Below are 26,137 nucleotides of genomic sequence, written 5' to 3' on the forward strand. Positions count from 1 at the left end.
GGGGAACGCCGAATGGATATCGAAGAGCTGCGGACATTCGTCGAAGTTGCCGATGCCGGGGGCGTTTCTCCCGCAGCACGTCGTTTGGGTATCTCCAAGTCAATGGTCAGCCGGCGCCTCATCCGGATTGAGGAAGCGCTTGGCATTCAGCTCCTTGCACGAACGACCCGTGGCGCCGGTCTCACGGAAGCCGGGACTACGTTTCGAGAACATGCCGCCAGAATTTGTGCTGAGATCGACCTTGCGCGGGAAACGATCTCGCCTGCTGGTGACCTTCGCGGGCGCTTGCGGGTGGCCGTCCCGCTGACATCGGGCCCGATACACTTTGCACCCGTGCTCGCGGAGATGGCACGCCACCATCCGCAGCTTCAGATCCATGCCGAGTATAGCGATCGGTTCGTCGACCTCATCGCCGATGGGTTCGACTGTGCAATCCGGGTCGGTGCCCTGCGTGACTCGAACCTAATCGCAAGACGCGTCGGTCAGATTTACGGCAAGCTGGTAGCGAGCCCGGATTATATCAGGATGCATGGTTCACCTGAAAAGCCGGACGAAATCGCCGCTCATCAAGCCCTGGTCGGTGCTGAGGCGTGGCGATTTATGGATGGCGACAAGGTCGTCACTGTGCAGCCGCAGGGTCGCTTCAGTTCCGACAACGGCGCGGCGCTCGCCAGCGCGGCCGTAGCTGGGCTTGGTATAGCGTGGCTTCCCGATTGTGTTACCCATGAATACCTTGCGTCCGGCGCGCTCGTTCCGGTCATGACCCGTTTTCCGCTACCGGTCGGTGGGGTCTACGTCGTTCGGCCACCCAGCCCGCACCCGGCGCGAAAAGTGCGCATCCTCTCGGAGTTCCTGATCGAATCATTCGAAAGAAATCCGCATTTGTAAGATCTGCGTGTTGACGCATCGGCTGCGCATTCCGCTTTTTGCGACACAGCTCTCCTGGATTGCCGAATGGAAGGAGCGGTTGGACGAGGCGGGCCGGGCAAGAAAGTCGGCGCGGGGTTGTTGCGCGATGCCATTCTGCGGACGCCGCAAGTGGCCGACATTGCCGGGGTCCGCGCACTCGTGGTTCACGCCAAGAACGACGCGGCGCGTCCGCTCTATGAGCGGTTCGACTTACAGCCGTCTCCCACCGATCCGCTGCATCTGTTCGCGCTTGATGGGCGGCCAGATCGATCTCGGCCTTAACGCGGATATCGGCGGCGGGATCGCTGGCGAAATAGTTTCCCCATGTCGCCCTGCCACCAGACGGTGATGGTGGCATCTTCGTCCGGCAGATAGACCTTCGCGTGCGGAAAGCTAACCGTAGGGTATCGTCGCAGCAGACTTAGCTGCCGCTCTCCGTTAGCGTGTCGACCGCGGAAGCGGCACTGATGCTCCCTATAAAAGCGTTCGGCAACCCAACCGTCCAGCCTTCGCCGTCCAACCCCATGATACGGATAGTCGGGTTGAATGATTTGAATAGCGCGCGTCTATGACGCTCCTTGCGGTTATCCAAGTGCTTTGGCGGGGCTTTCCAACGACCGATTGGTGCAGCGACATCATGCACTGTACTTCGTTGGGGCCTCAGAGCGTACCAGTTTTTCTGTTCCCGTGATTAGTCAGAAGGTTTACTCCTTTCCCGGCTCTCTTCTCATTAGAAAATCAACAGGCTGTTGGCCTAACGTATCCGGGAAAAGGCAAGCCATAAGCCACCGCAGACCAGGAAACCTCCACCGAGGCGCCCGATCCGACGCATGGCCTGGGTGCTCAGTCTCCGCCCGATGCCGCCGGCCGCCATCGCATACGAGCCGTCGGAGACGAGAGAGAAGAGGAGTGCCGTGCCACCCAGAACGGCAATCTGTAATGGTTGGTTCCCCGCGGGGTCGATGAATTGCGGCAGGAGGGCGCCGAAGAAGAGAAGCTGTTTCGGGTTGCCGAGTGAAACGAGCAGACCCTGCAGGAAGAAGCCGCCGCGTGCGCTTTCTGTGCGCATGTCGCTTCTCTCACCGCTTGACCGGATCATCTTCCAGCCGATCCAGCAGAGATAGGCCGCGCCCAGGAGTTTGATCCAGGCGAACCAGTTGCCGGCAAGCTGGATTAGCCAGGTCAGGCCGACGCAGGCCACCGCGACCATGATCGAGAGGCCCACGAGCGTGCCGGCGACATTCAAGAGCCCGGCTCGCACGCCATGTCGGACACCATTTGCGACGATCAGCATGTTGGTCGGACCGGGCACGACAGTTGCTACGGCAAGCACAATTACATAGGCGGTATAGGTTTCAGGCATCATGGCGAAGCTCCTCCGGGGGGCGAGGATGCATGACGAGAGAAACTTGTCCAGTGCAGAGCACGTTGGCCTGGCTTGAATGTTCCGCTCAGCTTCCTTGGCCAGTCGCCCCGCCCGACCGTCCACGTTACCACGGACGCTGCGCATATTTTTTTAAGGACCATCACCAACGAGCGAGGCGACTGGCGGCAAGGGCTCCGATGACTGCAAGTATGGAGACAGCAATCGTATACCAGGTCGCCACGAAAAGCGGGGAATCATCGGTGCAGTGCGCGGCGTAGAATGTCGCGGCGATACCTCCCGCGAGCAAACCCGCGACCGCTCCGGCAAGCGCGGGTGAGGTCGGTGCGCCATGGCGCAAGACCATGAGAAAGATGGCGAGCGGGCCGATACCGATCAGTGGGATAAAGGTGAGGCATACCATGCTGTTCGTCCCGATCAGACGGGCTGACCATGTCGCGGGCGGCAGGGCGAAGAGCTCCAGGATTATTGCCAGCACTAACAGAACGGGCGCTGCCGCAAGATAAGGCAATGCCCGGCGCCATGCGCTGCCCGGCCGCGACAAAGCCTGGGCGGCAATGAAGGCGCTTGCCGCGAGCACGACCGTAACGACGAATTTGAACAGGAAGCGGATCGTCTCGGCGGCGGCGGCGATATCAAGCCGGGGACCCAGCGTCACGAAAAACACGATGGCGGCAGCGGCAATGGCGATGGCCACAGCACTCCGCCAGGTGGTCGAAAGCGACGGCTTGCGCGGCTGTGTATCCGCCGCCAAGGCTTTGATCAGTTCGTTGGTATCCATCTCAGTTCCGCCCAAACCGCTTGGCGATCGCCGCCAGCCCGCGATGCAGCGCCACCCGCACTGCCGTTTCAGTCATATTGAGGCTCCTCGCCGTCTCGCCGATCGAGCGCCCATCGACGGAGATCGCCGCAACCACCGAGCGCTGGCCGGGCGCCAGCATCTCGAGCGCGCGTCCGATCTCACGGTCGCTGACGGTCTCCGGCTCCGGGGTGGCAAAAACATCCGCGATTTCGCCGATCTCCACCTCCACGCGACGACCGCGGCGGCGGAATGCGTCGATCAGCTTGTAGCGAGCGATGGCGTAGAGCCACGGCGTGATCGGCTTGTCCGTGCGCCATGTGTGGCGCTTCGTATGGACCGCAAGCAGCGTTTCCTGCACGATATCCTCCGGGTCGATCCCGCCTTGGCCGGCTTTTCGTCGAGCCAGACCACGTACAAGGCGGGATGCCCGCTGCAGGAACTCGCCATAGGCGCGTTCATCTCCCGCAATCGCGGTTCGCATCAACTGGGCAAGTTCTTCTTCGTCCTTGCCGTTCAAGCCTCGCTCCTCCCAATACGCTCGCAAGCGGCCCTTTGTTACAGGGCCGGCAAAATTCGTGCGCACGGCGGAAAACGCCAATCACGAATTCGTGTACAGCGAAATGTAACACAAGGCGACTTGCGAGCGAATTGGTCATGGCGCGCCTGGAAAGCCGGCGCGCCGAGCAACCAACCCGAGGAGTAAGATATGTCCATCAGATCAACCGTGAGTTCGGCCTTTCTGGCCAGTGCCGTCGCGACCGCGCTTGCATCGGCTGCCGGTGCTGCGCCGCTGTCGCAGGAGCAGGTGAAGGAGGCCATGGATAAGGGTATGGAGAAGTGCTACGGCGTCGCCATGGCCGGCCAGAATGACTGTGCCGCCGGTCCGGGCACGACCTGTCAGGGCACCTCCACCGTGGATTATCAGGGCAATGCCTGGAAATTCGTCGATGGCGGCACCTGCGCCACCATGAAGCTGCCCGGCGATCGCATGGGCTCGCCCGAGCCGCTGACGCGCGACGTTCCATCATAAGTTCAGAGTTCCAGATCATTCGCCGGAAAGGGGAGGTCACGATGAACGATTTGACGGCACATCCTGCAAGGGGCGCGTCGGAAGCCTCCTGCTTTCCGGCGCATGCCACGGAAGGGCTCGCCGGCACGAGTTTCAAACACGAGCACCTGCCAGCGATCCTTGCCGCCGGCAGGCAGCATTGTTTCTTCGAGGTTCATGCGGAAAATTACATGGGTGCCGGAGGCCCGCCGCATGATGCGCTAACCCGCATCCGCCGCGATCATCCCGTCTCGCTGCATGGGGTATGCATGTCGATCGGCGGGCCGCAGCCGCTCGACAAGGCGCATCTCGGACGGTTCAAATCGCTCATCGGGCGCTATGAGCCGGCGCTTGTCTCGGAGCATCTCGCATGGTCGACCCATGAGACGACTTTCTATAACGACCTGCTACCGTTGCCTTATACGCCGGCGACGCTGACACGCGTCGCCGATCACGTCGACGAGGTGCAGGAGGCGATCGGCCGGCCGATCCTGATGGAAAACCCGTCGACTTATGTTCTCTTCGCGGAATCGACGATGAGCGAGACGGCATTCCTGCGCGAACTGGTGAGGCGCACGGGATGCGGATTGCTGCTCGATATCAACAATGTCTTCGTTTCAGCCACCAACCAAGGCTATTCCGCGCTCGATTACCTCGCGGATTTCCCGCTGGAGCATGTGGGCGAAATTCACTTGGCGGGCCATGCCGAGCAGAGCGATGACGAGGGCGAGTTGCTCCTCATCGACAGCCATGATGGCCCGGTCGCCGATGCTGTGTGGAAGCTCTTCGACCGGGTGATCGGCCGGAGCGGCCCGATCCCGACGCTTGTCGAATGGGATAGCGCCATTCCTGATTGGCCGGTGCTGAAGGCGGAGGCCGAAGCGGCCCAGGCGATCCTTGATCGCCATGCAGGCAGCACCACGAGGGAAAAAGTCCATGCGGTCGGCTGAACAGCACGGGCGGGGTATTACCCCGTTTTCTTATGCGGATGATTTCACGCCGGCCCTGCTCGACCCGGAACGGGCGGCGCCTGCGGCTGTCCGCGGGCCAAACGGCAAGGCCGCGAAGAAGCGCTATGATGTTTATCGCAACAATGTGACGGTCAGCCTGATCGATGCGCTGGCGGCGGTGTTTCCGGCAACGCAGCGCATTACCGGCACGGATTTCTTCCGGGCGATGGCGCGGTTCCACGTGCGCGCCACGCCGCCGACGTCGCCGCTTCTGTTCGAGTACGGCCGTGATTTTCCGGATTTCATCGAAAACTACGAATATGCGCGTCAAATGCCTTGGCTGATGGATGTGGCGCGGATCGAACGGGCATGGCTCGACGCCTATCATGCCGCGGATGCCGAGCCGTTGCCGCCGGAATCGCTGGCAGCGGTTCCGGCGCCGCGTCTGGCCGATGCGGTTCTGACGCCGCATCCCTCGACGCGGATCCTGCGCTCGCGATTTCCGGCGGTCAGCATTTTCGCGGCGAACCGGGGCGATGGTCCGGTCGGTCCCATTGACGCGGTGGAACCGGAGGATGCACTGGTCACTAGGCCTCATCTCGAGGTGATCATTAGGCGGCTGCCACCCGGTGGCGCGATCTTTCTGATGCATCTCATCGAGGGCGGATCGCTCGGCATGGCCGCCGCCGCCGCGCTCGAGGAGAGCCCGCAATTCGACCTCACTGCCAATATCGCCGGGATGGTTGGGGCAGGCGCATTCACAGCAATTGGAGGAGACGAAAATGATGGCCACTGAAGGGCAGTCTGCCGGCAACCGTGGCTGGCCCGGGCTTCTGGGACAGGCCGACGCCATTGTGCGTGCGATTGCCCCACCGTCTCTGACACAGCTCGTCTTGCGCCTGGCGCTCGCCGTTCCCTTCTGGCGCTCCGGCATCAACAAATGGGACGGGTTTCTGCAACTGAACGATGTCGCGGTGCTTCTCTTCAGCAGCGAGTTCAAGCTGCATCTGCCGGGTGGTCCCTACGCCTTTCCTGCACCCGTCGCCATGGCATTCGCAGCAGGATCGGCGGAAATCCTGCTGCCCATTCTCCTCGTCTTCGGTCTCATGACACGATTTGCCGCACTGGGACTTCTGATCATGACCATCGTCGTTCAACTGACGGTGCCTTCCGGTTGGCCGCTTCACCTGACCTGGGCGGCAATGGCACTCGCCGTCATGGCGAGGGGTCCGGGCCGGATTTCGCTCGATCATCTGATCGGCAACCATGAAAAGTAGTCGTGAACATCTGACGTTTGGTACCCGAGCCGAAATTCCGGTTTCGCCCAACCCGATCATTTGCTGATGGCACCTGCAATTTTCCAGTGCTGATCGCTGCTCATGCCAAACCGGATGGACTGACGCTGGGGATCAATACGATGACGCACTTTATGAGCATGCTGACCAATCTGAAGGGGACGTTTGCCGCAGATGATTTTTCGTGGATTGCGGCAACGCAGGAAGATCCCATTCTGTATTTCACACGTGCCGATTCCGACATCAAGACACTTGGCGTCCTCCTGCACTGTAGCACGAGCGCCCGCGCCTCCAGGCCCGCCAGATCCTCCCGGTTGTCTGATATGAAGGTTGTGCGGACAAAATGTTTGGCGATCTCGGGATCGGTTCGGCAGAAGCTGTTGGTCAGCTCCTCGCCAAGCTCGGGCCTGTCAGGGTTGCCCATGATCGCCGGCGCCATCGCCGCGGACCAGCCCATATGATTGCTGTCGAGAAAATCGAGCAATTCCTCGATCTGATCCGCGCTGAACCCGCCAATATAGCCGTCGTCGTCAATATAGCGCGGCGACGGGCCGATCAGTACGAGGTTTTCGAAAAGCTCCCGAGCTTTCTTGGCGGCCAGAATGCCGACCATGGCGCTGACCGAATGTCCCACGAAAACCCCGCCATTGATGTACAGCGCCTGCCCTAGCTCGACGATATCGTCGGCATAGCCCGGCAGGTGGTTGTACCTGGCGGGAGAGAAAGCGGACAAATCCGATCCACCCGCACCGACGTTGTCAAACAGGACCGTCCGGAAGCTGTCCTCGAACGCAGGCGCGATGAAGCGTCACATATTCTGGTCGCAGCTGAAGCCATGGGCGAACATCATCGAGTGCGTGCCCGGGCCCGCGATCTTCACGTTATTGTGGATGAGCACCGACAGCAAGCATCCTCTGGACCTGACGATCCCCGATCGTTTTCATCCACTTAAGGCATCTGATGCGCATTGACGATGCCAGAGCTGACAACAAAGACGAGTCGATCACGGAACAATTGGCTTGCGCGCGCGTTGCGTTGTTCATAATCGAAGATTCATCGGAATTTTTCGGTCGCCAGCGTTTCGTTATGCCTAGCCTCGCCGAAGAAGAAGCATCAGTTTGAACCAGGTGGGCAAATGTCGAACGTCGAGGAATTTCCAAACGCCTCACGCAGGCTGACTGAGTACGATGCCTTCGTCGCTGCCGCACCTACGTTGCTCGAAGCTATACCAGGTGCTGTCTACGTGTGCGATCACGACGGATGGCTTGTGCGTTTCAATAAGGAAGCCTCGAAGCTATGGGGAAGGGTCCCGGCAGTTGACGGAGCGAAGGACCGCTTTTGCGGATCCCACCGCTTGTTCCGCCTGGACGGTACCCCGCTTTCCCCCGACGAATGCCCGATGGCCGAGGCCGTAAGGGCCGGCGTGGCGACACACAATGCTGAAGTCGTGATGGAACGGCCGGACGGCTCTCGAATCATTGCCCTTGTGAACATCCGCCCCTTGCGGGACCATCGCGGCCAGATTCAGGGAGCCGTCAACTGCTTCCAGGACATTTCCGAGCGCAAGGCACTGGAAGGTGAAGTGCGAAGTAAAGCCGCGGACCTCGAAGATTTCTTCGAGAACAGCGCTATAGGTCTTCACATCGTGAGCGGTGAAGGCATTATCCTGCGGGCCAACAAGGCAGAGCTCTCCTTGCTTGGCTATGACGCGGACGACTATGTCGGACGCCACATCGCGGAGTTCCACGCCGACGCCCCGGTTATCGGCGATATCCTGCACCGGCTCTCTTGCGGAGAGAGGCTTGATCGTTATCCCGCGCGATTGCGGGCTCGGGACGGTTCGATCAAGCATGTCTTGATTACCTCGAACAGCCGATTCAGCGACGGAAAATTCGTTAATACGCGCTGCTTCACCACCGATGTTACAAGCGTTCATGAGGCTGAGACTGCGCGGCGCGAGAGCGAGGAGCGCTTGGCGGCTACCTATGAGGCCGCAACCATCGGGATCGCCGAAGCAGACGCGGAGGGCCGGCTGCTTCGCGTTAATGACGCCGTCTGCAAGATGTTGGGACGCTCTCGCGAAGAGCTCCTGAACATGACGTTCTTCGACTACACGCACGTGGATGACCGTCAGCACGATTCCGCGCTCTACGCGCAGCAGATCCGCGGTGAAATCAGCCATTACTCCATGCGCAAGCGCGCGGTGCGACCGGATGGAACACTTCGATACCTCGATGTTTCTGGGTCCTGCGTACGGGATGCCTCCGGCCAATTTCGCTATGGGGTCCGCGTGATCCAGGACGTGACAGAAGCCAAACGCATGGAGGATAAAATCCTTCGGAGCGAACGCCAGATGCGCGAGTTGCTCGAGGCACTGCCGGCGGCCGTCTACACGACCGACGCCGAGGGAAGGATCACCTTTTTCAACCAGGCTGCGGTCGACATGGCGGGACGGACACCGCGACCAGGAGACAAGTGGTGCGTCACTTGGCGCCTCTATAATGCGGACGGGACGCCGCTCCCCCACGACCAGTGCCCCATGGCTGTCGCGCTCAAGGAAAATCGACCTGTCCGAGGGATAGAGGCGGTCGCGGAGCGTCCGGATGGCACACGTGTCCCATTCATCCCCTATCCAACGCCGTTGCGCGATGCCGACGGCAGGCTAGTGGGCGCGATCAACATGCTGGTCGACGTGACAGAACAGAAAAAGGCCGAAGAGTATGCCGGGCGCCTTGCGGCGATCGTCGAGTTCTCCGACGACGCGATCGTCAGCAAGGATGCGCAAGGCGTTATTCAGACCTGGAACGCAGGCGCGGAACGTCTGTTCGGATACGAAGCGGCGGAGGTCATAGGCAAGCCCGTCAACATTCTGATTCCGCCGGATCGCCAGGAGGAGGAGCCAGAGATCCTCGACCGCATCCGCCGGGGCGACCGTGTCGTTCCCTATGAGACCGTCCGCATGCGCAAGGACGGGAGCCTCATCGACGTCTCGCTGACGGTCTCGCCTCTCAAGGACGGCCGCGGCAAGGTGATCGGCGCCTCCAAGATTGCAAGGGATATTACCGCCAAGCGCCGCCACGAGGAGCGTCGGCAGTTACTGGTCAACGAGCTGAACCATCGGGTGAAGAACACCCTGGCCATGGTTCAGTCTCTGGCCTCACAGTCTTTTCGCGGTGAGGCGCACAGCCCCGCGTTCCAACAGTTTGAAAGCAGGCTGATTGCTTTGTCGCGCGCCCACGACGTCCTGACCCGCGAGGATTGGGAAGGCATCCAGCTCGACGAACTGATCGTCCACACGATCGCGCCAATTTGTGTCCGACCTGAGGAGCGCGTTCGGGTTTCGGGGCCTGTCTTGCGTCTCAGGCCGAAACTCGCGCTCTCACTGTCGATGGCATTTCACGAACTTTGTACAAACGCGGCCAAATACGGCGCCCTGTCAAACGACACCGGCTGCATCGAGATTGATTGGCAAGCCGTCGGGGCTGACGGGACGCGTCGTCTCCAATTGCGCTGGGAGGAATTTGGTGGGCCGGAAGTCCAGTTGCCGACGCGGAAAGGTTTCGGCAGCCGCCTTCTCGAGCGTGCGCTTCATCGTGAGTTCGATGCGCAGGTGGCGCTCTCATTCGCGCCCAGCGGGGTGGTGTGTGAAATCGCGATGCCGTTGACATGATTGCTTTTGCCATATCGTTTGCTTGAAGGGGTCGAAGGGATGAGCCATTCGGAAAAGAAACTTCGCGTGCTTGTGGTCGAGGATGAGGCGCTCGTCGCCATGTTCGTCGAAGACATGCTGATGGACATCGGCCATGAGGTTGGCGCTGTCGTATCACGGATGCAGGAGGCGCTTGACGCTGCAAGGACGGGCACATTCGACCTGGCGATTATCGACGTCAATCTGGACGGAAAGCCGAGTTATCCGGTTGCAGAATTACTGAAGGAGCGTGGCATTCCGTTCGTGTTCGCGACGGGCTATGGCGCCAGCGGTCTGGATTCAAAGTTTGCTGGCACCCCCGTTCTCGCCAAACCATTTGCAATGGTGGATCTACAGAAGTTGTTGCGGCAGATCATCAGAAGATGAACCGTTCATCGACGCGAGTACGTGATGATTTTCACTGCAGGTTGGCTTTGAACCGCGCCGGGTTTGCCGGAGGCTATTTCGTTTAAGTTATGCGGCCATGGCTGGTTCATCCAGCATGGCGTAGTACTGCTCTTCGGCTTCCCCGCCGCTCCCGTTGTTGACGGCCGGCTACGCCACGGCGGCCGTGTCGACATGACACGAACAGCCTTGGAGGGTCTTGGCAGGAGCCTCTCGGTAACGGACGAAGTGGTGATCGAGGCGGCGGGCAACTGCATGGCGGTGTCTCGTGTCCTGTCGCCTTTTGTGCGCAGAGTGGCGATTGCCAATCCGCTGCAGGTCAAGGCGATCGCACAGGCCCATGTAAAGACCGACAAGATCGATGCGGGCACTTTGCCGAGCTTGCATGCCGCGGGTTATTTGCGGGAGATCTGGACGCCGGACGCAGCTACCGAGCGGATGCGGGCCTCGTGGCGCGGCGCTACCAGGTTGTTCGGCATCTGACACGGATCAAGAGGTCCATTCCATCCTGCATGCCCATTTGATCCCGACGTGCCCGCATGCCGATCTGTTCAACAACCGGGGGCGGGACTGGCTCAAGCGCCAGCCTCTGCACGCGGATGAGCAGATTGCAATCGAGAGGCATATACGTGAACTCGACCGGCTTGGCGAAGACCTTGCAATCCTCGACCGACAGATCGCCGAAGGGACGACGGATGATCCGGCGGTCAGGCGTCTGCTCACGATCCCCGGGATCAACCTTACCGTAGCGACCGGGCTGATGGCTGCCATCGGTGACATTGGCTTCGTTCAATCCCCACAGGCTCAGTCCCAATGATTTTTTCGAAGCCGTGGAACGATCATGCCTTTCGAAGGTTTTCTGTCCATCCCTCTCGAAATTCTGATCGGAGTCACAAATGCCCGCTGAAAAGACACTCAACGACCTTTTCTTCGATACGCTCAAGGACATCTACTTCGCCGAAAAGCAGGTTCTGAAAGCTCTGCCGAAGATGGCGCGTGCTGCCCAGTCGGAAGAGGGTAAAGCCGGCTTCCTGCAGCACCGCGAAGAGACTCAGGGCCAAATCGAGCGTCTGGAACAAGTGTTCGAACTGCTTGGCAAGCCGGCCCGCGGCAAGACCTGCGAAGCCATTCAGGGGATCATCGCCGAGGGCGAGGAAATTATGGAGGACTACAAGGGCACGGCCGCACTCGATGCTGGCCTGATCTCATCGGCGCAGGCGGTCGAACACTATGAGATCGCCCGTTATGGTACGCTCAAGGCCTGGGCCAAACAGCTTGGCCTGAAGGACGCTATCCCGCTTCTCGATGCCAATCTCCAGGAGGAGATCGCCACAGATCAGAAGTTGACGGCACTCGGCGAAGCCTTGGCAAATGCAAAGGGAACCCAGAAGAAAGCCAGCTAACGGGTCAAGCCAAATCAGGCCGCCTTCCAGGGCGGCCTGATTGTCTTTGAACGCATTGGCGCCTTCCGGACAGCCCGACCGAGGAACATCATCATGACCAAGATAGCCCCCGCCAAGTCACAGGACGGCAAAAACGTCAGCGCCACCATCCACGACATGAAACTGCGACGGGGGGCCGGCGGCGAACTTCACCAGATTGCTGAAGGCGATGCGCCTGTGCTGACGACCGCCCAAGGCGGACCGGTCGCGGACGATCAGAACTCGCTACGGATCGGCTTGCGCGGGCCGCTCGTCATGGACGACTTCCACTTCCGTGAGAAGATCTTTCACTTCGACCACGAGCGCATTCCCGAACGGGTAGTTCATGCGCGCGGGTATGCCGCCCACGGCTTCTTTGAAACCTATGAATCGCTCGCCGCTTATACCAAGGCCGACCTTTTCCAGCGCCCTGGCGAACGCACGCCGGCCTTCGTGCGGTTCTCGACCGTCGCTGGCAACAAGGGGTCGGCAGACCTTGCCCGCGACGTGCGAGGCTTTGCGGTCAAGCTCTACACGCAGGAGGGGAACTGGGATCTCGTCGGCAATAATATCCCAGTCTTCTTCATCCAGGACGCCATCAAGTTTCCCGATCTGATCCATGCCGCGAAACAGGAGCCCGACCGGGCCTTTCCGCAGGCGCAGACCGCCCACGACACTTTCTGGGATTTCATCAGCCTGACGCCCGAAAGCATGAACATGGTCATGTGGATCATGTCCGACCGGACCATCCCTCGTTCGTTCCGTTTCATGGAGGGGTTCGGCGTTCACACGTTCCGGTTCGTCAACGCCAAGGACGAGTCCACCTTTGTGAAGTTCCACTGGAAGCCGAAGCTCGGTCTCCAGTCCGTCGCCTGGAACGAGGCCGTTAAGATCAATGGTGCCGACCCGGATTTCCATCGCCGCGATCTGTGGCAGGCGATCCAGTCCGGCAACTTCCCGGAATGGGAGTTGCAGGTGCAGCTTTTCGACCAGGATTTTGCTGACAGTTTCGATTTCGACGTGCTCGACCCCACGAAGATCATTCCCGAGGAAATCCTGACGCCCGAACCGGTCGGGCGCCTCGTGCTCGACCGGATGCCGGACAATTTTTTCGCCGAGACCGAGCAGGTCGCCTTCATGACGCAGAACGTGCCGCCGGGCATCGACTTCAGCAACGACCCGCTGCTGCAGGGCCGCAACTTCTCCTATCTCGACACCCAATTGAAACGTCTCGGCGGACCGAACTTCACGCACCTTCCGATCAATGCGCCGAAGTGTCCTTTCGCGCATTTCCAGCAGGACGGCCACATGTCGATGCGCAATCCCGTCGGCCGGGTCAATTACCAGCCGAATTCCTTCGGTGAAGGCCCGCGTGAATCGCCAACCCGCGGCTATCGCCATTTCCCCGCCGAAGAGCAGGGAACCAAGGCGCGCTTGCGGCCGGAGAGCTTTGCCGACCACTACAGCCAAGCCCGGCAGTTCTACGTCAGCCAGACGCCGCCAGAGCAGCGCCACATTCAGGCTGCGCTGACCTTCGAGCTCAGCAAGGTTGAGACGCCAGCGATTCGCGAGCGAATGGTATCCCACCTCCGCAACATCGACGAGACGCTGGCAACCACGGTCGCCCACAAGCTCGGTCTCCAGTCGATGCCCAATCCGGCCCCTGCCGCCGTGCCACCGCGTCAGGATATGGAGCCCTCGCCGGCACTCAGCATCGTCGAGCGCGGTCCGAAACGTTTTGAGGGCCGAAAGCTTGACCGATGGCGTAGACGCCAAGTTGCTGAAGGGTCTTATGACCGCTATCGAGAAGGAAAAAGCAGTCTGCGAGTTGATCGCGCCCAAGGTTGGCGGCGTCACCGCCTCTGATAGAACGTGGATCGCGGCGCAATATATGATCGACGGTGGACCGTCCGTACTGTTCGACGCCGTCGCGCTACTGACTTCCGCCGATGCAATCGACGACCTGGTGAAGGAAGCGATGGCGCGCGACTTTGTGGCGGACGCCTTCCAGCACTGCAAGTTCATCGGCTACGACAATTCGTCAACGCCATTGCTGGAGAAGGCAGGCATCGCCGACGCTCTCGACGAAGGCGTCCTCGCTCTAGCTGGCGAAGGCGGCCTTTCCGGTTTCATAGCAGAGCTCGGCAAGTTGCGTGTCTGGGGGCGCGAACCATCGGTGAAGTTCGGCACGGCTTCGTAGCCTTTAGTACGGTTTTAGTAAGAGGACGTGTCCGCACTGAAGAAGAACCGCAGCCCACACCGTCTGGTTCAGCGCCGGCCACGATATCCCGATCGAGACCAGATGCACCTGAAAGGCGCGAACGTCTTTCAGCCCAAGCCGGTCCAGGGACCGGCCAAAGTAGCGCGAAAACTTCGCCACGGCGTGCACATAGGATCGTTGCGTGGCCGGCGACAGATTACGGATCGTCATGTCCTCGATCATGCGCCGGCGAAGTGGGCTCATCTCGGCCATCTCATTGCTCCTGTTCTCAAGATTGCGCTTCAACAGCCGCAATCCTTCAAAACAGAAGCGTCGCCCGCAAACCGGGCCGCCAAATGCCGCGTTAGCGGCTTCGTTCAATCCCCACAGGTCCGCGCAGGTCTTGCGGGCAGGGTTGCCACGAAATGCGGCGGTGCTCGCGCTGGGTCCTGGCTTCGCCGCAAGCTGCGTAACCCTTGCGAGAGCGACGTGACCGCCTCCAGCCTGATCCTCGCTTTCATAACAGCGTAGCGGCTGATCGAGCTGTGGCTTTCTCGCCGCAACACGGCCCGGCTGTTAGCGCTGGGTGGATACGAACACGCACCTGCACATTACCCGTTCCTAGTGCTGGTCCATGCCTCGTAGATTGCGGGGCTATGGCTGCTTGCCTGGAACCGGCCAATCAACCCTTGGTGGCTTGGATGTTTCGGCGTGTTGCAGATTATGAGACTCTGGGTGCTCGTAACGCTAGGCCGCCGATGGACGACCCGCATCATCGTTCTGCCGGGCGCACCGCTCGTGAGAAGCGGTCCGTATTGGTTTTTCTCACACCCGAGATAGCCGTCCTGCCGCTGGTCTTGCCGTATTATGCATTTTTGTTCACGATCGTGAACGCCATCCTCCCCTTCGTCCGCATCAGAGCCGAAACTGCAGCACTCTCAGCCTTGTGCTCGACGGCAAACAAGACGTCCCCGGGTCCCACTTCTTCAAGAATCGCATAGAGACGAGCCAGGTGAGACCATCAAGCGATATCCGCCCTAGTCCACCTGCGACAAGTCGTCTTGGGATAAACAATTTCTTTGACAGGTTAGATGTGCCGAGATTATTTGATTGTCGCGCTCCGAAGTGCACTTAATTTCCACTAATGTAGAGATTAAGAGTAGTAAAACGCTGCTTCACGCTGGTATGGTTACTTTACTTTATGGTTTCTGCAGGCGTTCTAAACTTCTGCATCTCAATTTACTTTTGCTATCAGCGCCATGGCGGCGATCTATTCCACTCGCATCAAGGAAAACAGGGCCGCCTGACTTCGCCGATGGATTCGTGACGGTTCGATATCAGTCGAGTAGCCACCGTAGAGGAACCGAACCGCACCGAATTCGTTTTGGCCAAGCTGCGGGCCGCGTCAACCGGGCACGGCGGTATGGTGAACAGGTGGATTTTCCCGGTTTCTTCACCTGGCCAACGCATCGGCAGACGAGCACCTGTCCCGCCCGGCCCGCAGCGCCCGTTTGTAACGCGGCAAACCTCCTCCTCAGAGGATCCCCAACAGTGCCAGGATACAAGCGTTGCGATGAACCAAACCAGAAAGGATCCGAGATATCCAAGGCGATTTAAGAGTATAGGAACAAGCTGCTCAATGCGCTCAGCGACTGACTGTTCCACAATAGCTATCGATGGCGAAATCGAACCGGTGACGACCCGTATCGTCTTCGAACGGCTGATAAATACGCTTTTGGTCATCCTGCAGAAGGCGAAGACAGAGTTGCGTCGACCTTCGCGGTCGATCAAGCGAAACCGGCCCCACATGGTGTAGCGGAACATGTGAAGCCGGCCGCCACCTGTTCAACGGCAATCGTGGTGGCGGGAGAAAATAACAGAACGCCCCTAACGATTGCAAGGCGATGATCGGAACGGGGCGACGCTATCCTGGTCGTCAATGCGCCTCACACGCTTACGCGGAGGTGTTCGCGGAACGCTATGACTGATCGCGCCGCCATTTTTGATATGAGTATTTGGTCGGGGACGCCGAGTGGCCGCTCAAACAAGGTCGCACCTGACGTTATCAAACCGCACGCGACTGAGACCGCACCACTTATTTCGGCCTGGCTACTACTCGTCCTGTGAAAAAATCAGGGCGCTGTAGGGCCCGACCGAGACCTCGCCTGAACATGTCATTCCGTCGTATTCGCCGAGTTCAGCAATGGCATCCTGGCTGGAGAAATTGCCGAAATCGGCGCTGTAGCCAACCCAATCAGTATTCAGGCGCAGTTTCCACAAGCCATGGCGGGGAAAGCCGATACGATGGGCCTCTTGCGGCGCGTGGCTGAAACTCGCGACGACGATCACGTCGTCCCGCGGGCCACTTTCCGCCGATCGGTGGAAGGCGAGGAGTTTCCGATTCTCATCGACATGATGGATTGTGATGTTGCGTGCCAGCAGACCGCGGGTGAGGGCAGAGCGGTTCAGGCGAAGGCGAATGAGGTCGCGATAGAGCCGGACGATGCCGCTGAATTCGTTGCTCTGATCCCAGTCGAGCGGCACGGTGTCCTGAAACCACTCGCCTTGCAGGAACTCTTGACCCTGAAAAAGCATTGGAATGCCCGGCGCGGTGAACATAAGTGCCGCCCCCAGAGTGGAGCGCTTCTGTGCCGCCCAATGGGATGAATCGCCGGGGGCGATCTCATGCGGGACGCGTGCCCGCCCATTGGCCACCTCATCATGAGATTCGGTGTAGATGATCCGCTGGAACGGATCCTCGTTATAGGAATGTGCGAGCGCGTGAGCGACTGTCGCCATGTGGCGCGCCTCGTCGTCAGCAGCGATCAGCACCTGGCGGATGGGATGGACAAACTCTGCGTCCCACTGGGCACCGAAACCGGCTCCGCCGTAATCGACCGCTCCCGTGATTTCCGCCTTGTTCCGCAGGTCCTCGGCAATCGCGATGCGGCCCGGGAACCGTTCCCGGATCTCGCCATTGATCCACTGCAGCAGGCTCCACCCTTCGGGAAGGGCGTCGCCTTCCTCTGCCTCGTTTCCACGCACGTTGCGGATATAGAGCGTCATGTCGAAGCGTAGCCCGTCGAGGTGGTATTCGTCGAGCCAGAACAGTGTATTGTCCCGGATGAACTGGCGGACTTCGCCACGTCCGTAATCGGGACGGGTCTCCCCCCAGGGCGTTTCGCTGCGCCAGTCGTTGTAAAAATAGATCCCGCCCTTGTCGTTTTCGCTCCAGCCGTCGAACTGCCAGAGATCAAGGTCGCTCGGGCCAAAATGGTTGTACACGACGTCCAGGATCACGGCGATTCCGTGCTGGTGCGCCGCCTTGATGAAGGCCTTGAACCCGTCAGGCCCGCCATAGGCACTCTCGACGGCATAGATATGGGCAGGATTATAGCCCCACGAGACGTCGCCCGCGAATTCCATCGCCGGCATGATCTGCACCGCGTTAACGCCCAGTCGCTTCAAATGGGCGAGTTTTTCGCTCGCGTCTTCGAACGTTCCCCGCTTTTCTTCACTCGGGCGATGGAACGTACCTATATGCATTTCATAGATGACCAACTCATTCCAAGGCGGTGTCTGGAAGTCGACCTCGTGCCAGCTGTCACCTGGCGCCACGACAATTCCGTTGCCCACGGAACTCGTTACTGCCCGGGCATATGGATCGATGCGCGACAGGACCTGCTCACCATTGCGGATCAGGAAACGATATTCGTCGCCGGGTTTGGCTCCGTGCACATCGGCATACCAGATCCCACCCCCCTCATCCGCCATCGGGACCTCGTCGTCCGACCAGCCATTGAACGAGCCCACAATACCGACCGCGTCGGCATGTGGCGCCCAGACCCGAAATGCGACGCCATCCTCGTGAACGATGGCGCCCATCCCGTCTCGGATTGTTAGCTTGGGCATGGAAAACCTCCGTGGCGCCGACATGATGTCGGAGAATCCTGGCCGGAAAGGGCGTATTCAAACGGCCGGTGAGCCCTTTGGTTCCGGTGCATTTTGGCCGCTACTGTTCAAAAGCCGCAAATCGCCTACTCTGCAGATTTGCCCTCGGCGATCTTTTCTTGAGCTTCCGCTTGGTCGCGCAGGTCGGGGGCCGGTGCTTCCTGCCCCCCGACCGCGCTAGGACTGTAATTCAGCTCTGCCAGGACCGGGAAGTGGTCTGAGCCGATGTCGCGCAGGCGCTGCAGGCGGACCAGCGTGTAAGGAGCATGGTGGAAAATATGATCAAGAGGCCATCTAAACAGCGGATATCGGGCGTGGAAGGTGCTGAACATGCCGCGCCCGCGTCGCGGATCCAGAGTGCCACTGATGCGCTGGAAAAGACGAGTCGTGTGTGACCACGCGACATCATTGAGATCGCCCGCAACGATTGCTGGTTGGCTCTGCGCCTTTACTTGTCTGCCGACGATCAGGATTTCGGCGTCCCGCTCCTCTGTGTCGGTTCGCGGCTCCGGCGGTCGCGGGTGCACGCCGAAGAATGCGATCCACTGGCCGGATCGCAAGCGGACCGAAGCGCGGACGGAGGGCACGTCCTCTTCCACTAGAAAGCGCACCTCGGGCGATGCCAGTTCTAGCTTGGAAAAGAGGTGCATGCCGTAGTGATTTTCTTGCGGTTGCCTGATCGAGTGCGGATAGTCGCGGTCCAAGTCGCACAAACGCTTATCCCACCAGGCATCAGTCTCCACAGCCAGGATGATATCTGGTCGAGTTTCCTGCACAAGAGCCAGAAATCTGTTGGCTTCCCGGTTCTCCATCAAAACATTTGCGATCAACAGGCGGATCGAGTTTGCAGGGTCTGCAGTGCCAGCGGCCTTCAGAACCTCCCGAGGCGCCATGATCGTGTAAGGAAATATTCGGAAACACTGCCATCCGAGCGCGCTTGCGAGTGTGATCAGGAAAATGGCGTCCCATGTGCCCTCCGCTCCATGGAGGAACGGGTAGGCGCCTATCACAACTGCCATCGCGGCAGCGATCTGGAGGCGCGGAAAATCCGCTGCGCGAATCCACCATCTCGCACTTTTCACGAACGACAGCAACGTCAGGACGATGAGCAGGCATCCGCAAGCAACGAGAATGGATTTCATTTCTCTCGAAAACCCTTTCGAAGGGCGCTTTGGATTAAGCGGATCGCAAGCGTAGCACCGCCTGGCCGCGGGAACCTAGGAGGATTCGGGTGAGTCGCTTTCCTCGTCTTCCTGCGCCTGTGGCACATCGCGCCCAGCCAAAAATTCTGCCACCCCCCCGAGGCCTTCAACATGATCGGCGAACACCTTGAGGATGACAAGAAGCGGAACAGCGATCAGCGCGCCGACTATCCCCCATAGCCAACCCCAGAATGCGATCGCCAGAAAGATCACGACAGGGTTCATCTCAAGCCGGCGGCCGATGATCAGCGGTGTGACCAACTGTCCCTCGAGGGTGGTGCAGGCAAGATAGATGAGCGGCGCAAGCAGTGCTGCTCCGATCGCATCGAAGGAGACCAGCGAGACCAGACCGACAAGCACGATGCCGAGCAAGGCCCCGAGATAAGGGATGAAGTTTAGTAGCGCGGCTAGCACGCCCCAGAGCACGGGATTGGGCATGTCGATCGCAAACATGCCCGCCGCGATAGCGGCACCAAGGCCGACATTGATTAGCGAGATGGTGAAAAGATAGCGGGAAACCTCCCGCTCGACCGTTCGGGCAATTCGCAATCCACGCTTCTTGTCCGAGAGCGTGGGTAGAGATTTCACCAGTTTTTCATAGAACATGTCCCCCGAGGAAAGCAGGAAAAGCAGAAGAATAAGAGTCACCCCGATCTGCGCGGCGACCTCAGGCACCCCGCTGGCAGCGCGGCTGATGAGGCCCGGCTCGCTTAAGACGACACGCTGCGTTTCTTGATCCTCGGATTCGGCGAGTTGCTCGACTTGCTTGGACGCATCCACCACCGCATCAACCGGGCGGCGCAGCATCGCAATCCGGTCCTGCACTTCGCGGCCGATTCGCGGGGCATCCTCGATCCATCGGGAAACCGGACCGCTCAAGGAGTAAAGAGCGGATGCGATGACGGCAGAGAGTACGACTACGAGCAGTATCGCGGTAGCCCATTCAGGCGCACCTCGCCGGGCGAGAGATCGAACCACGGGGCCGAGAACGAGAGCGAGGAGGAAGGCAAGCACGACGGGCAAAAGGAAATCACGCCCGAAATACAGCGCCACGACCAGAATGATCAGGAAGGTGCCAATTCCTAGCGTCTTCAGGCTGCTATCAACGACAATGACCTGCGGGGGCTCGATTGAACGTCCATGGAACGCCGCCGCTTCGTCGCGCTCTGCTTCTTGCATGAGTGTACCTGTTTGCTGAAGATCTAACTCGCGGATCGGCAAAGCGTTGCGCCAGATGGCGAAGAATGTCTGACTTGAGGGGATGTGCGAACGACACCGATGAATGAGAGCTTAGCAAAGCACCTGCCCCATCCGGCTACGTCCGATGGCCACAATATGGAGGAAAACAGCGGGGCCAGTTTGCCCGCTATCGGAGCAGGGGGCTGTCGCGTTCTCTGCAAGTTCGCCATTCACAGAGCACGGCAATTTCCCGCGGGTAATAGATAAAGGTCGTGGACAGGAGTACCTTGCGGGAACGACCAGCATCATGCAAAAGGCGTCGATTGGGCAGAGTTGGTGTTCGCTTGAACCTGCTTCCAACAATCTATGCTGCTTCATAGGTCGCCGGCGGTCGCTCTCACGATGCGCCCTCGACCTGTAAAGAACGGGCATATCGGTGGACGCTGCGCGGATTCCCCCGTCGATGCGGCAGGACTTAATCTTCAACTGCAAATCGGTACTACATGGGCAAGCAGGCCAGCCCATGCCTTCCTGTTGCTTCGGATGCGCATTTCCACCGAGCTAGACGCTAACGCGATGAGGCATCGATTCGACGCCGTGTGCATTCTCCCTATATCTGTTGCCAACGAGACCATGTCCAGCAGCTGGTCTCTCGCACACGAAGCGGAGTTTGCGTTTTGAATGTATTGAGGCGAAACAATGTAAGGGTAGTAGGCTCCGGGGGCAGGGCGATGGTTTTCGCCCATGGCTTCGGTTGCGATCAGAACATGTGGCGCTTTGTCTGGCCTGCCTTTGCCGAAGAGTACCGCATTGTCTTGTTCGACCACGTCGGTTGCGGCGGTTCCGATCTGAGAGCCTACGATATCGGCAAGTATGCCTCGCTCGAGGGCTATGCTGACGACGTGATCGCGATCTGCCGCGAACTTGACCTTACCCATAGCATTTTCGTCGGCCATTCAGTCAGCGCAATGATCGGAGCGATTGCTTCCATTCAGGTACCTGAGCTCTTCGACGAGCTCATCATGATTGGCCCATCACCTCGCTATATCGACGACGACGACTATACCGGTGGATTTAGCGAAGCGCAGGTCCATGAACTCCTCGAGTTCCTCGACGACAACCATATGGGATGGTCGCAGGCAATGGCCCCCGTGATCATGGGCAATCCCGACCGGCCGGAACTCGGCCAGGAGCTTGCCAACTCTTTCTGCATGACGGACCCGGAAATTGCCAAGCGCTTCGCCCGGGTTACCTTCCTTTCCGACAACCGCGCCGACCTTGATCGCGTTACCGCCCGCGCTCTCGTGCTGCAGTGCCACGAGGATGTGATCGCCCCACCGGCCGTGGGCGCCTATGTTCACCAGCGTGTTTCCAACAGCGCGTTCGTTCTCCTCAACGCCACTGGTCATTGTCCCAATCTCAGCGCGCCCGAGGAAACAATCTTGGCGATGAAGATCTTTCTCGCAGGAGAGAGGTCGGCCGCGCAGAATGTAGGGCCATGAACCAGCTGATCGAGGACCTTGAGGATCTATTCGACAACGCTCCGTGCGGCTATGTCTCAACGGGACCAGGCGGACATATCATAATGGCCAATCGCATCTTCGCCGATTGGCTCGGCCGCGCGCGATCCGACATCATCGGGCGGCGCTTTCAGGACTTCCTGAACATCGCCGGAAAAATGTATTATGAAACTCATTTCGCACCCCTCATGCGCATGCAGGGTTTTTTCCATGAGGTGGCCCTTGACCTAGTGCGTGCCGACGGCAGTAAGCTTCCGGTACTCGTCAATGCCGTTGAACGCCGCGACGAAAAGGGCGCGCTGAGCTTCGTCCGCATCACAATCTTCAACGCGTCCGACCGACGTCGATACGAGCGCGAACTGCTTGAAGCCCGTCGTTGCGCCGAGAAGGCCAATGCCGAGCTTCAGAACCTCAACCGCACGCTGGAGGAGCGCATCGCGGAGGCTGTCGAGGCCCGGATGAAATCGGAAGCGGCGTTGCGGCAGGCCCAGAAGATGGAAGCCGTCGGTCAGCTAACAGGTGGCATAGCCCATGACTTCAACAATATGCTTGCGGTTGTCTTTTCGGCGCTCAATCTTCTTGAACGCCGTCTCGCGAAGGGCGAGGACGTTTCCCATTTCATCGCCGCGGCCAAGGACGGAGCCGGTCGTGCAGCGGCGCTGACCCAACGTTTGCTTGCGTTCTCTCGCCAGCAGGCGCTCGCTCCCGAGCCCATTTGCGCCAACCAGATGGTGGCCGGTATGTCTGACCTGCTGCACCACACGCTGGGCGAAATGGTTCGGCTGGAGACGGTGCTTGCCGAGGATCTTTGGCAGGTTTTGGCGGACAAGAATGTGCTGGAAAATGTCGTCCTCAACTTGGCAATCAACGCGCGTGACGCCATGCCTCACGGCGGCCGGCTCGTGATCGAGACCGCCAATTCCCACCTGGACGAGGCCTACGGCGCAGAGCACGACGTAAAGCCGGGGCAATATGTGATGGTCGCCGTCACCGACACGGGTGTCGGCATGTCACCTGAGGTCATGGCCAAGGCGTTCGATCCGTTCTTCACCACCAAAGAACCCGGAAGGGGCACCGGGCTGGGACTTAGCCAGGTTTTCGGCTTCGTGAAGCAGTCTGAAGGCCACATAACAGTCAATTCCGCGCTCGGTCGAGGCACGTCCATAACAATCTATCTGCCTCGATATTCCGGTGCACCCGAGGCGCGAAACCATTCGGAAGCACAAATGCCCGTCTGTGGGAACGGCTCAGAAACGGTGCTAGTCGTGGAGGATGACGAGCAGGTGTTGACGCTTACGGCCCAGATGCTGCGCGACCTCGGCTACCACGTGGTCGAGGCGCGATGTGGAGAAGAGGCACTGGGTGCTCTCTCCGCTGTACCCGCAATCGGCCTCCTTTTTACGGATGTGGTGATGCCGGATATTAACGGCCTCCGTCTTGCCGAGGCGGCGCTTGAGCGAAGGCCAGACTTGAAAATCCTATTCACGACCGGCTATTCACGGGATGCTGTTGTGCACAATCGTTTGCTCGACCCTGGCGTCAACCTGCTGCAAAAGCCCGCCTCGCTGGAGCAACTTGCTGCAAAGGTCAGAACATTACTGGATGGTTAGGGGCTGCGGCGGTTTCTTCGAATGAAATCCGTCCCCATCGCGGTGCGGATGGATAAAATCTGCCGCGTACGACCGCGCGGAACAATTCACATCATTAGCAGTTACGCGCACGCATATCTTGTGAGAAAGGACCAAACCATGCGCGCGCTCAATATCATTACCCTGTTTCTCGTCATTATTGGCGGCCTCAATTGGGGACTAGTTGGGCTCTTTCAATTCGACTTGGTTGCAGCAATCTTTGGGGGGCAGCAGTCTGCGCTTGCTCGGGTCGTCTATATCCTTGTCGGGCTCTCAGCCGTCTGGCAGCTTATTCCGCTCGCTCAAAGCTTCTCAGATAGAGAATCGGCTGCCCAGCGGGGTGTCCGGTGATCAGAGAAAACGGCGGGCCAGCATTTGCCTGGACCGCCTCCACTTGGAATGTTTAGGCTCATAACAGGTTTGACTCGGCGCATCATGTGCCTTTCCGCATCGCGCCGGTCATGCAGTTTACCTTGGCCTCCTATCTGACTGGTGCATCGCACCAGACTCTTGCCTGTCGCAGATCATCGACAAAACGCGTATATTCGGCCAAAGCCCGTTCCTTGTCGGGTAGTCGCAGAAGATAGGACGGATGCACGGTTACGAGAATGGACAGGTCGTCAGCCGCCTCCACGCTCCCTCGAATTTTCGTTACGGGAACTTTGCGACCGGTAATCCCTAGCATCGCGGTGGCGCCCAGTGCCACGATGAGCTTCGGCTTGATGATGGCGATCTCTCGGCTCAGCCGGAAACGGCACTTTGTCACCTCTCCACTGCTCGGCGTCATATGGACCCGCCGTTTGCCCCGCGGTTCAAATTTGAAGTGCTTGACGGCGTTGGTGACAAATGTCTTTTGCCGCTCGATACCTGCATCCGCGAGCGCCCGCTGGAACATCACTCCCGCCGGTCCCACGAACGGTTTGCCGGTCAGATCCTCCTGATCACCCGGCTGCTCGCCGACGAACATGATCTCGGCGCCGGGCATCCCCTCGCCAGGCACGGCCTGAGTCGCCGGCTCGTGCAGTGGACATAGCCTGCACGCTTGGATCTCCTCACGTAGAGCATCCAGTGAGAAAGGCTGCGATACTCGCCTCTGATCGACAGCATCTCACAGCGGCAAAGAAAGCTGCTGCGGCGGGACAAGCCGCTGCCTCAGCCGATCGTCATCAAGCATGGCGCCCGGTTGCCAGTCGGGCGCGAGCACGAAGGGACGCACGCGCTTCAAGGACTCGGCGAGCCGCGCCAGTTCCGCAAGTCGCAGGTTGCCATGCCGGCGCGCGGCGATTATGCGATCCACCGCCTTCGTGCCCAGCCCCGGAACGCGCAGCAGCAGTTCTCGACTGGCTCGATTGATGTCCACAGGAAAGAGACCCCGATGGGCAAGCGCCCAGGCCAGCTTCGGATCGATCGACAGATCAAGCATGCCGCCCGTCAGCGCCCCTTCGATCTCCGGCAGCGAGAAGCCATAGAAGCGCATCAGCCAATCGGTCTGATAAAGCCGGTGCTCGCGGATGAGCGGAGTCGGCCGCGTCGAGAGCACAGCCGAGGGGTGGCCCGTTGGGCTGAAGGCGGAATAGTAGACGCGCTCAAGCGCGTAAGATGCGTAAAGCTGGGCGCTCGAGCGCAGAATGTCGAGATCGGTGGATGAGTCGGCGCCCACAACCATCTGCGTGCTCTGCCCCGCGGGGGCAAAGCGCCGCGGATGCGCTCTGCCGGCGCTTGACGGTTCACCGCACTCCTCGATGCGCGAGCGCGTGCGCGCCAAGCCTTGCTTGATCTCCGGTCACTGACTTTTCTGGCGCCAATTGTTCAAGTGCTGCCTCCGCCGGCATTTCGACATTCATTGACAGCCGGTCAGCATAAAGCCCAGCTCGTCCAGAAGCTCCGCACTGGTTCCGGGGATCATCTTCAGATGGACATAGCCCCTGAATCCGTGATCCAGCCGCAACGTTTTTGCTACTCGCACCAGATCGGCCGTGGTTTCGTCGGCCGACTGAACTATCCCGGAGGAGAGGAAAAGGCCTTCAATGCAATTGCGGCGGTAAAGGTCAAGTGTGAGCCGGACCACTTCATCGACGCTGAAACGCGCACGCCGCACGTTGCTTGACCGACGACTCACGCAGTACGCGCAGTCGTAGATACAGAAATTCGTGAGCAGGATTTTGAGCAGCGAGACACAACGCCCGTCTGGAGTGAAGGCGTGACAGATGCCTTGACCCGTAACCGAGCCTATGCCCTTTCCGGCCGTCCGTTTTTTCCCCACCGGAGGAAACACATGACGCATCGTATTTGGCAGCATCGGCCAGGATCTCCAACTTCTGCAATACGCTGAGGGGCATGGATCGGCTCCATTGTTCTTATTTTGTTCTAAAATAGGACTGCAGCCGTGGCGGATCAAGCGCGAAAATACGCCAAGTCGGCGCATGCGCGTGGGGTGAACTCACGCGCCGCACCTGCGAGGACCTGTCGACCCGGCTTCCGTGATCCTGCGCAACGACGTCAGCATGAGGGACGATCTTGCCGAGGTCGCTGCGATGGCTTCCCGCTTCGTCGTC

At 59.6% G+C, this 26,137-nt stretch carries 18 protein-coding genes and 7 pseudogenes; 15 read left to right on the forward strand and 10 right to left on the reverse strand.

Features of this window, described 5'->3' with window-relative positions:
- The first annotated feature begins 12 nt into the window (after positions 1 to 12).
- Together ATN84_RS25320 and ATN84_RS25325 are read left to right on the forward strand one after the other, a co-directional pair.
- The gene (locus ATN84_RS25320; RefSeq protein WP_068885300.1) at positions 13 to 888 is read left to right on the forward strand and encodes a LysR family transcriptional regulator; all 876 of its coding nucleotides are present in this window, start codon (positions 13 to 15) and stop codon (positions 886 to 888) included.
- Between the two features lie 66 nt (positions 889 to 954).
- Positions 955 to 1,191 carry a hypothetical protein gene (locus ATN84_RS25325; protein WP_244491222.1) on the forward strand — a complete coding sequence of 79 codons (237 nt, stop codon included), beginning with the start codon at positions 955 to 957 and terminating at the stop codon, positions 1,189 to 1,191.
- 472 nt (positions 1,192 to 1,663) lie between these two features.
- Here the strand turns inward: ATN84_RS25325 and ATN84_RS25330 are convergent, their stop codons facing one another.
- The 3 genes from ATN84_RS25330 to ATN84_RS25340 all read right to left on the reverse strand — a co-directional run bounded on the left by ATN84_RS25330 (position 1,664) and on the right by ATN84_RS25340 (position 3,612).
- Complete coding sequence (locus tag ATN84_RS25330) at positions 1,664 to 2,275, reverse strand: LysE family translocator (RefSeq protein WP_068885301.1); 612 nt, start codon at positions 2,273 to 2,275, stop codon at positions 1,664 to 1,666.
- Between the two features lie 160 nt (positions 2,276 to 2,435).
- Entirely contained in the window at positions 2,436 to 3,074 is a 639-nt protein-coding gene (locus ATN84_RS25335) for an NrsF family protein (protein WP_068885302.1), read from the reverse strand.
- A gap of 1 nt (position 3,075) precedes the next feature.
- A complete protein-coding gene (locus ATN84_RS25340; protein ID WP_068885303.1) occupies positions 3,076 to 3,612 on the reverse strand; it encodes a sigma-70 family RNA polymerase sigma factor in 537 nt (178 codons plus the stop codon).
- A gap of 189 nt (positions 3,613 to 3,801) precedes the next feature.
- On the opposite strand from ATN84_RS25340, the gene ATN84_RS25345 reads away from it, so the two are divergent.
- From ATN84_RS25345 to ATN84_RS25360, 4 genes are read left to right on the forward strand one after another with little or no spacing between them, the layout of a single operon-like run.
- On the forward strand, positions 3,802 to 4,125 hold the full coding sequence (locus ATN84_RS25345; RefSeq protein WP_068885304.1) for a BufA1 family periplasmic bufferin-type metallophore: 324 nt from the start codon (positions 3,802 to 3,804) through the stop codon (positions 4,123 to 4,125).
- Between the two features lie 41 nt (positions 4,126 to 4,166).
- A complete protein-coding gene (bufB, locus tag ATN84_RS25350) occupies positions 4,167 to 5,093 on the forward strand; it encodes an MNIO family bufferin maturase (RefSeq protein WP_068885305.1) in 927 nt (308 codons plus the stop codon).
- Positions 5,080 to 5,889, forward strand: coding sequence for an HvfC/BufC N-terminal domain-containing protein (locus ATN84_RS25355; protein WP_068885306.1), 810 nt, complete (start codon positions 5,080 to 5,082; stop codon positions 5,887 to 5,889). The genes bufB and ATN84_RS25355 overlap by 14 nt, the downstream gene beginning before the upstream one ends.
- Positions 5,876 to 6,370 (forward strand): DoxX family protein, encoded by a 495-nt coding sequence (locus ATN84_RS25360; protein WP_153020391.1) that lies wholly within the window; start codon positions 5,876 to 5,878, stop codon positions 6,368 to 6,370. The genes ATN84_RS25355 and ATN84_RS25360 overlap by 14 nt, the downstream gene beginning before the upstream one ends.
- Before the next feature lie 280 nt (positions 6,371 to 6,650).
- On the opposite strand, the pseudogene ATN84_RS25365 reads toward ATN84_RS25360, so the two are convergent.
- Positions 6,651 to 7,292, reverse strand: a pseudogene (locus tag ATN84_RS25365) (alpha/beta fold hydrolase); the annotation flags it as partial.
- Between the two features lie 231 nt (positions 7,293 to 7,523).
- Here ATN84_RS25365 and ATN84_RS25370 point away from each other — a divergent pair.
- The 5 genes and pseudogenes from ATN84_RS25370 (at position 7,524) to katE (ending at position 14,102) form a co-directional block, all read left to right on the forward strand.
- Complete coding sequence (locus ATN84_RS25370; protein WP_068885307.1) at positions 7,524 to 10,058, forward strand: PAS domain-containing sensor histidine kinase; 2,535 nt, start codon at positions 7,524 to 7,526, stop codon at positions 10,056 to 10,058.
- 39 nt (positions 10,059 to 10,097) lie between these two features.
- Entirely contained in the window at positions 10,098 to 10,463 is a 366-nt protein-coding gene (locus tag ATN84_RS25375) for a response regulator (RefSeq protein WP_068885366.1), read from the forward strand.
- A 108-nt stretch (positions 10,464 to 10,571) separates the two neighbouring features.
- Positions 10,572 to 11,283: pseudogene (locus ATN84_RS28105) on the forward strand (IS110 family transposase); the annotation flags it as partial.
- A 94-nt stretch (positions 11,284 to 11,377) separates the two neighbouring features.
- The gene (locus ATN84_RS25385; protein ID WP_068885308.1) at positions 11,378 to 11,884 is read left to right on the forward strand and encodes a YciE/YciF ferroxidase family protein; all 507 of its coding nucleotides are present in this window, start codon (positions 11,378 to 11,380) and stop codon (positions 11,882 to 11,884) included.
- A gap of 93 nt (positions 11,885 to 11,977) precedes the next feature.
- Positions 11,978 to 14,102 (forward strand): annotated as a pseudogene (gene katE / locus ATN84_RS25390) (catalase).
- 38 nt (positions 14,103 to 14,140) lie between these two features.
- Here the strand turns inward: katE and ATN84_RS25395 are convergent.
- Positions 14,141 to 14,375 (reverse strand): annotated as a pseudogene (locus ATN84_RS25395) (phage integrase N-terminal SAM-like domain-containing protein); the annotation flags it as partial.
- Between the two features lie 261 nt (positions 14,376 to 14,636).
- Between ATN84_RS25395 and ATN84_RS26525 the strand changes: the two are divergent.
- Positions 14,637 to 15,103, forward strand: a pseudogene (locus ATN84_RS26525) (isoprenylcysteine carboxylmethyltransferase family protein).
- Between the two features lie 1,111 nt (positions 15,104 to 16,214).
- Here the strand turns inward: ATN84_RS26525 and ATN84_RS25400 are convergent.
- The 3 genes from ATN84_RS25400 to ATN84_RS25410 all read right to left on the reverse strand — a co-directional run bounded on the left by ATN84_RS25400 (position 16,215) and on the right by ATN84_RS25410 (position 20,434).
- A complete protein-coding gene (locus tag ATN84_RS25400; RefSeq protein ID WP_082766505.1) occupies positions 16,215 to 17,987 on the reverse strand; it encodes an alpha-amylase family glycosyl hydrolase in 1,773 nt (590 codons plus the stop codon).
- A 152-nt stretch (positions 17,988 to 18,139) separates the two neighbouring features.
- A complete protein-coding gene (locus ATN84_RS25405) occupies positions 18,140 to 19,195 on the reverse strand; it encodes an endonuclease/exonuclease/phosphatase family protein (RefSeq protein WP_068885310.1) in 1,056 nt (351 codons plus the stop codon).
- Between the two features lie 75 nt (positions 19,196 to 19,270).
- Positions 19,271 to 20,434, reverse strand: a complete 1,164-nt coding sequence (locus tag ATN84_RS25410) for an AI-2E family transporter (RefSeq protein ID WP_082766506.1) — start codon at positions 20,432 to 20,434, stop codon at positions 19,271 to 19,273.
- Between the two features lie 677 nt (positions 20,435 to 21,111).
- Between ATN84_RS25410 and ATN84_RS25415 the strand changes: the two genes are divergently transcribed.
- From ATN84_RS25415 to ATN84_RS25425, 3 genes are all read left to right on the forward strand, one after another.
- Entirely contained in the window at positions 21,112 to 21,936 is an 825-nt protein-coding gene (locus ATN84_RS25415) for an alpha/beta fold hydrolase (protein ID WP_068885311.1), read from the forward strand.
- Positions 21,933 to 23,564 (forward strand): PAS domain-containing hybrid sensor histidine kinase/response regulator, encoded by a 1,632-nt coding sequence (locus ATN84_RS25420; RefSeq protein ID WP_068885312.1) that lies wholly within the window; start codon positions 21,933 to 21,935, stop codon positions 23,562 to 23,564. Before ATN84_RS25415 ends, ATN84_RS25420 begins: the two co-directional genes overlap by 4 nt.
- A 138-nt stretch (positions 23,565 to 23,702) precedes the next feature.
- Complete coding sequence (locus tag ATN84_RS25425; protein ID WP_068885368.1) at positions 23,703 to 23,933, forward strand: DUF378 domain-containing protein; 231 nt, start codon at positions 23,703 to 23,705, stop codon at positions 23,931 to 23,933.
- 130 nt (positions 23,934 to 24,063) lie between these two features.
- Here ATN84_RS25425 and ATN84_RS25430 read toward each other — a convergent pair.
- Together ATN84_RS25430 and ATN84_RS25435 are read right to left on the reverse strand one after the other, a co-directional pair.
- Positions 24,064 to 24,660: pseudogene (locus tag ATN84_RS25430) on the reverse strand (UdgX family uracil-DNA binding protein); the annotation flags it as partial.
- Positions 24,661 to 24,690: 30 nt separating this feature from the next.
- Positions 24,691 to 25,921 (reverse strand): annotated as a pseudogene (locus tag ATN84_RS25435) (putative DNA modification/repair radical SAM protein).
- Between the last annotated feature and the right edge of the window lie 216 nt (positions 25,922 to 26,137).

This window comes from Paramesorhizobium deserti (assembly GCF_001558695.1).
GTDB lineage: Bacteria > Pseudomonadota > Alphaproteobacteria > Rhizobiales > Rhizobiaceae > Paramesorhizobium > Paramesorhizobium deserti.

What these genes read in the sequence shown, in the direction of transcription:
- ATN84_RS25320 (WP_068885300.1), top strand. Translation starts at nt 13, where the DNA reads ATGGATATCGAAGAGCTGCGGACATTCGTCGAAGTTGCCGATGCCGGG.
- ATN84_RS25345 (WP_068885304.1), top strand. Translation starts at nt 3,802, where the DNA reads ATGTCCATCAGATCAACCGTGAGTTCGGCCTTTCTGGCCAGTGCCGTC.
- ATN84_RS25335 (WP_068885302.1), bottom strand. Translation starts at nt 3,074, where the DNA reads ATGGATACCAACGAACTGATCAAAGCCTTGGCGGCGGATACACAGCCG.
- ATN84_RS25360 (WP_153020391.1), top strand. Translation starts at nt 5,876, where the DNA reads ATGATGGCCACTGAAGGGCAGTCTGCCGGCAACCGTGGCTGGCCCGGG.
- ATN84_RS25375 (WP_068885366.1), top strand. Translation starts at nt 10,098, where the DNA reads ATGAGCCATTCGGAAAAGAAACTTCGCGTGCTTGTGGTCGAGGATGAG.
- ATN84_RS25325 (WP_244491222.1), top strand. Translation starts at nt 955, where the DNA reads ATGGAAGGAGCGGTTGGACGAGGCGGGCCGGGCAAGAAAGTCGGCGCG.
- ATN84_RS25405 (WP_068885310.1), bottom strand. Translation starts at nt 19,195, where the DNA reads ATGAAATCCATTCTCGTTGCTTGCGGATGCCTGCTCATCGTCCTGACG.
- ATN84_RS25355 (WP_068885306.1), top strand. Translation starts at nt 5,080, where the DNA reads ATGCGGTCGGCTGAACAGCACGGGCGGGGTATTACCCCGTTTTCTTAT.
- ATN84_RS25420 (WP_068885312.1), top strand. Translation starts at nt 21,933, where the DNA reads ATGAACCAGCTGATCGAGGACCTTGAGGATCTATTCGACAACGCTCCG.
- ATN84_RS25385 (WP_068885308.1), top strand. Translation starts at nt 11,378, where the DNA reads ATGCCCGCTGAAAAGACACTCAACGACCTTTTCTTCGATACGCTCAAG.
- ATN84_RS25370 (WP_068885307.1), top strand. Translation starts at nt 7,524, where the DNA reads ATGTCGAACGTCGAGGAATTTCCAAACGCCTCACGCAGGCTGACTGAG.
- bufB (WP_068885305.1), top strand. Translation starts at nt 4,167, where the DNA reads ATGAACGATTTGACGGCACATCCTGCAAGGGGCGCGTCGGAAGCCTCC.
- ATN84_RS25425 (WP_068885368.1), top strand. Translation starts at nt 23,703, where the DNA reads ATGCGCGCGCTCAATATCATTACCCTGTTTCTCGTCATTATTGGCGGC.
- ATN84_RS25400 (WP_082766505.1), bottom strand. Translation starts at nt 17,987, where the DNA reads ATGGGCGCCATCGTTCACGAGGATGGCGTCGCATTTCGGGTCTGGGCG.
- ATN84_RS25410 (WP_082766506.1), bottom strand. Translation starts at nt 20,434, where the DNA reads ATGCAAGAAGCAGAGCGCGACGAAGCGGCGGCGTTCCATGGACGTTCA.
- ATN84_RS25330 (WP_068885301.1), bottom strand. Translation starts at nt 2,275, where the DNA reads ATGATGCCTGAAACCTATACCGCCTATGTAATTGTGCTTGCCGTAGCA.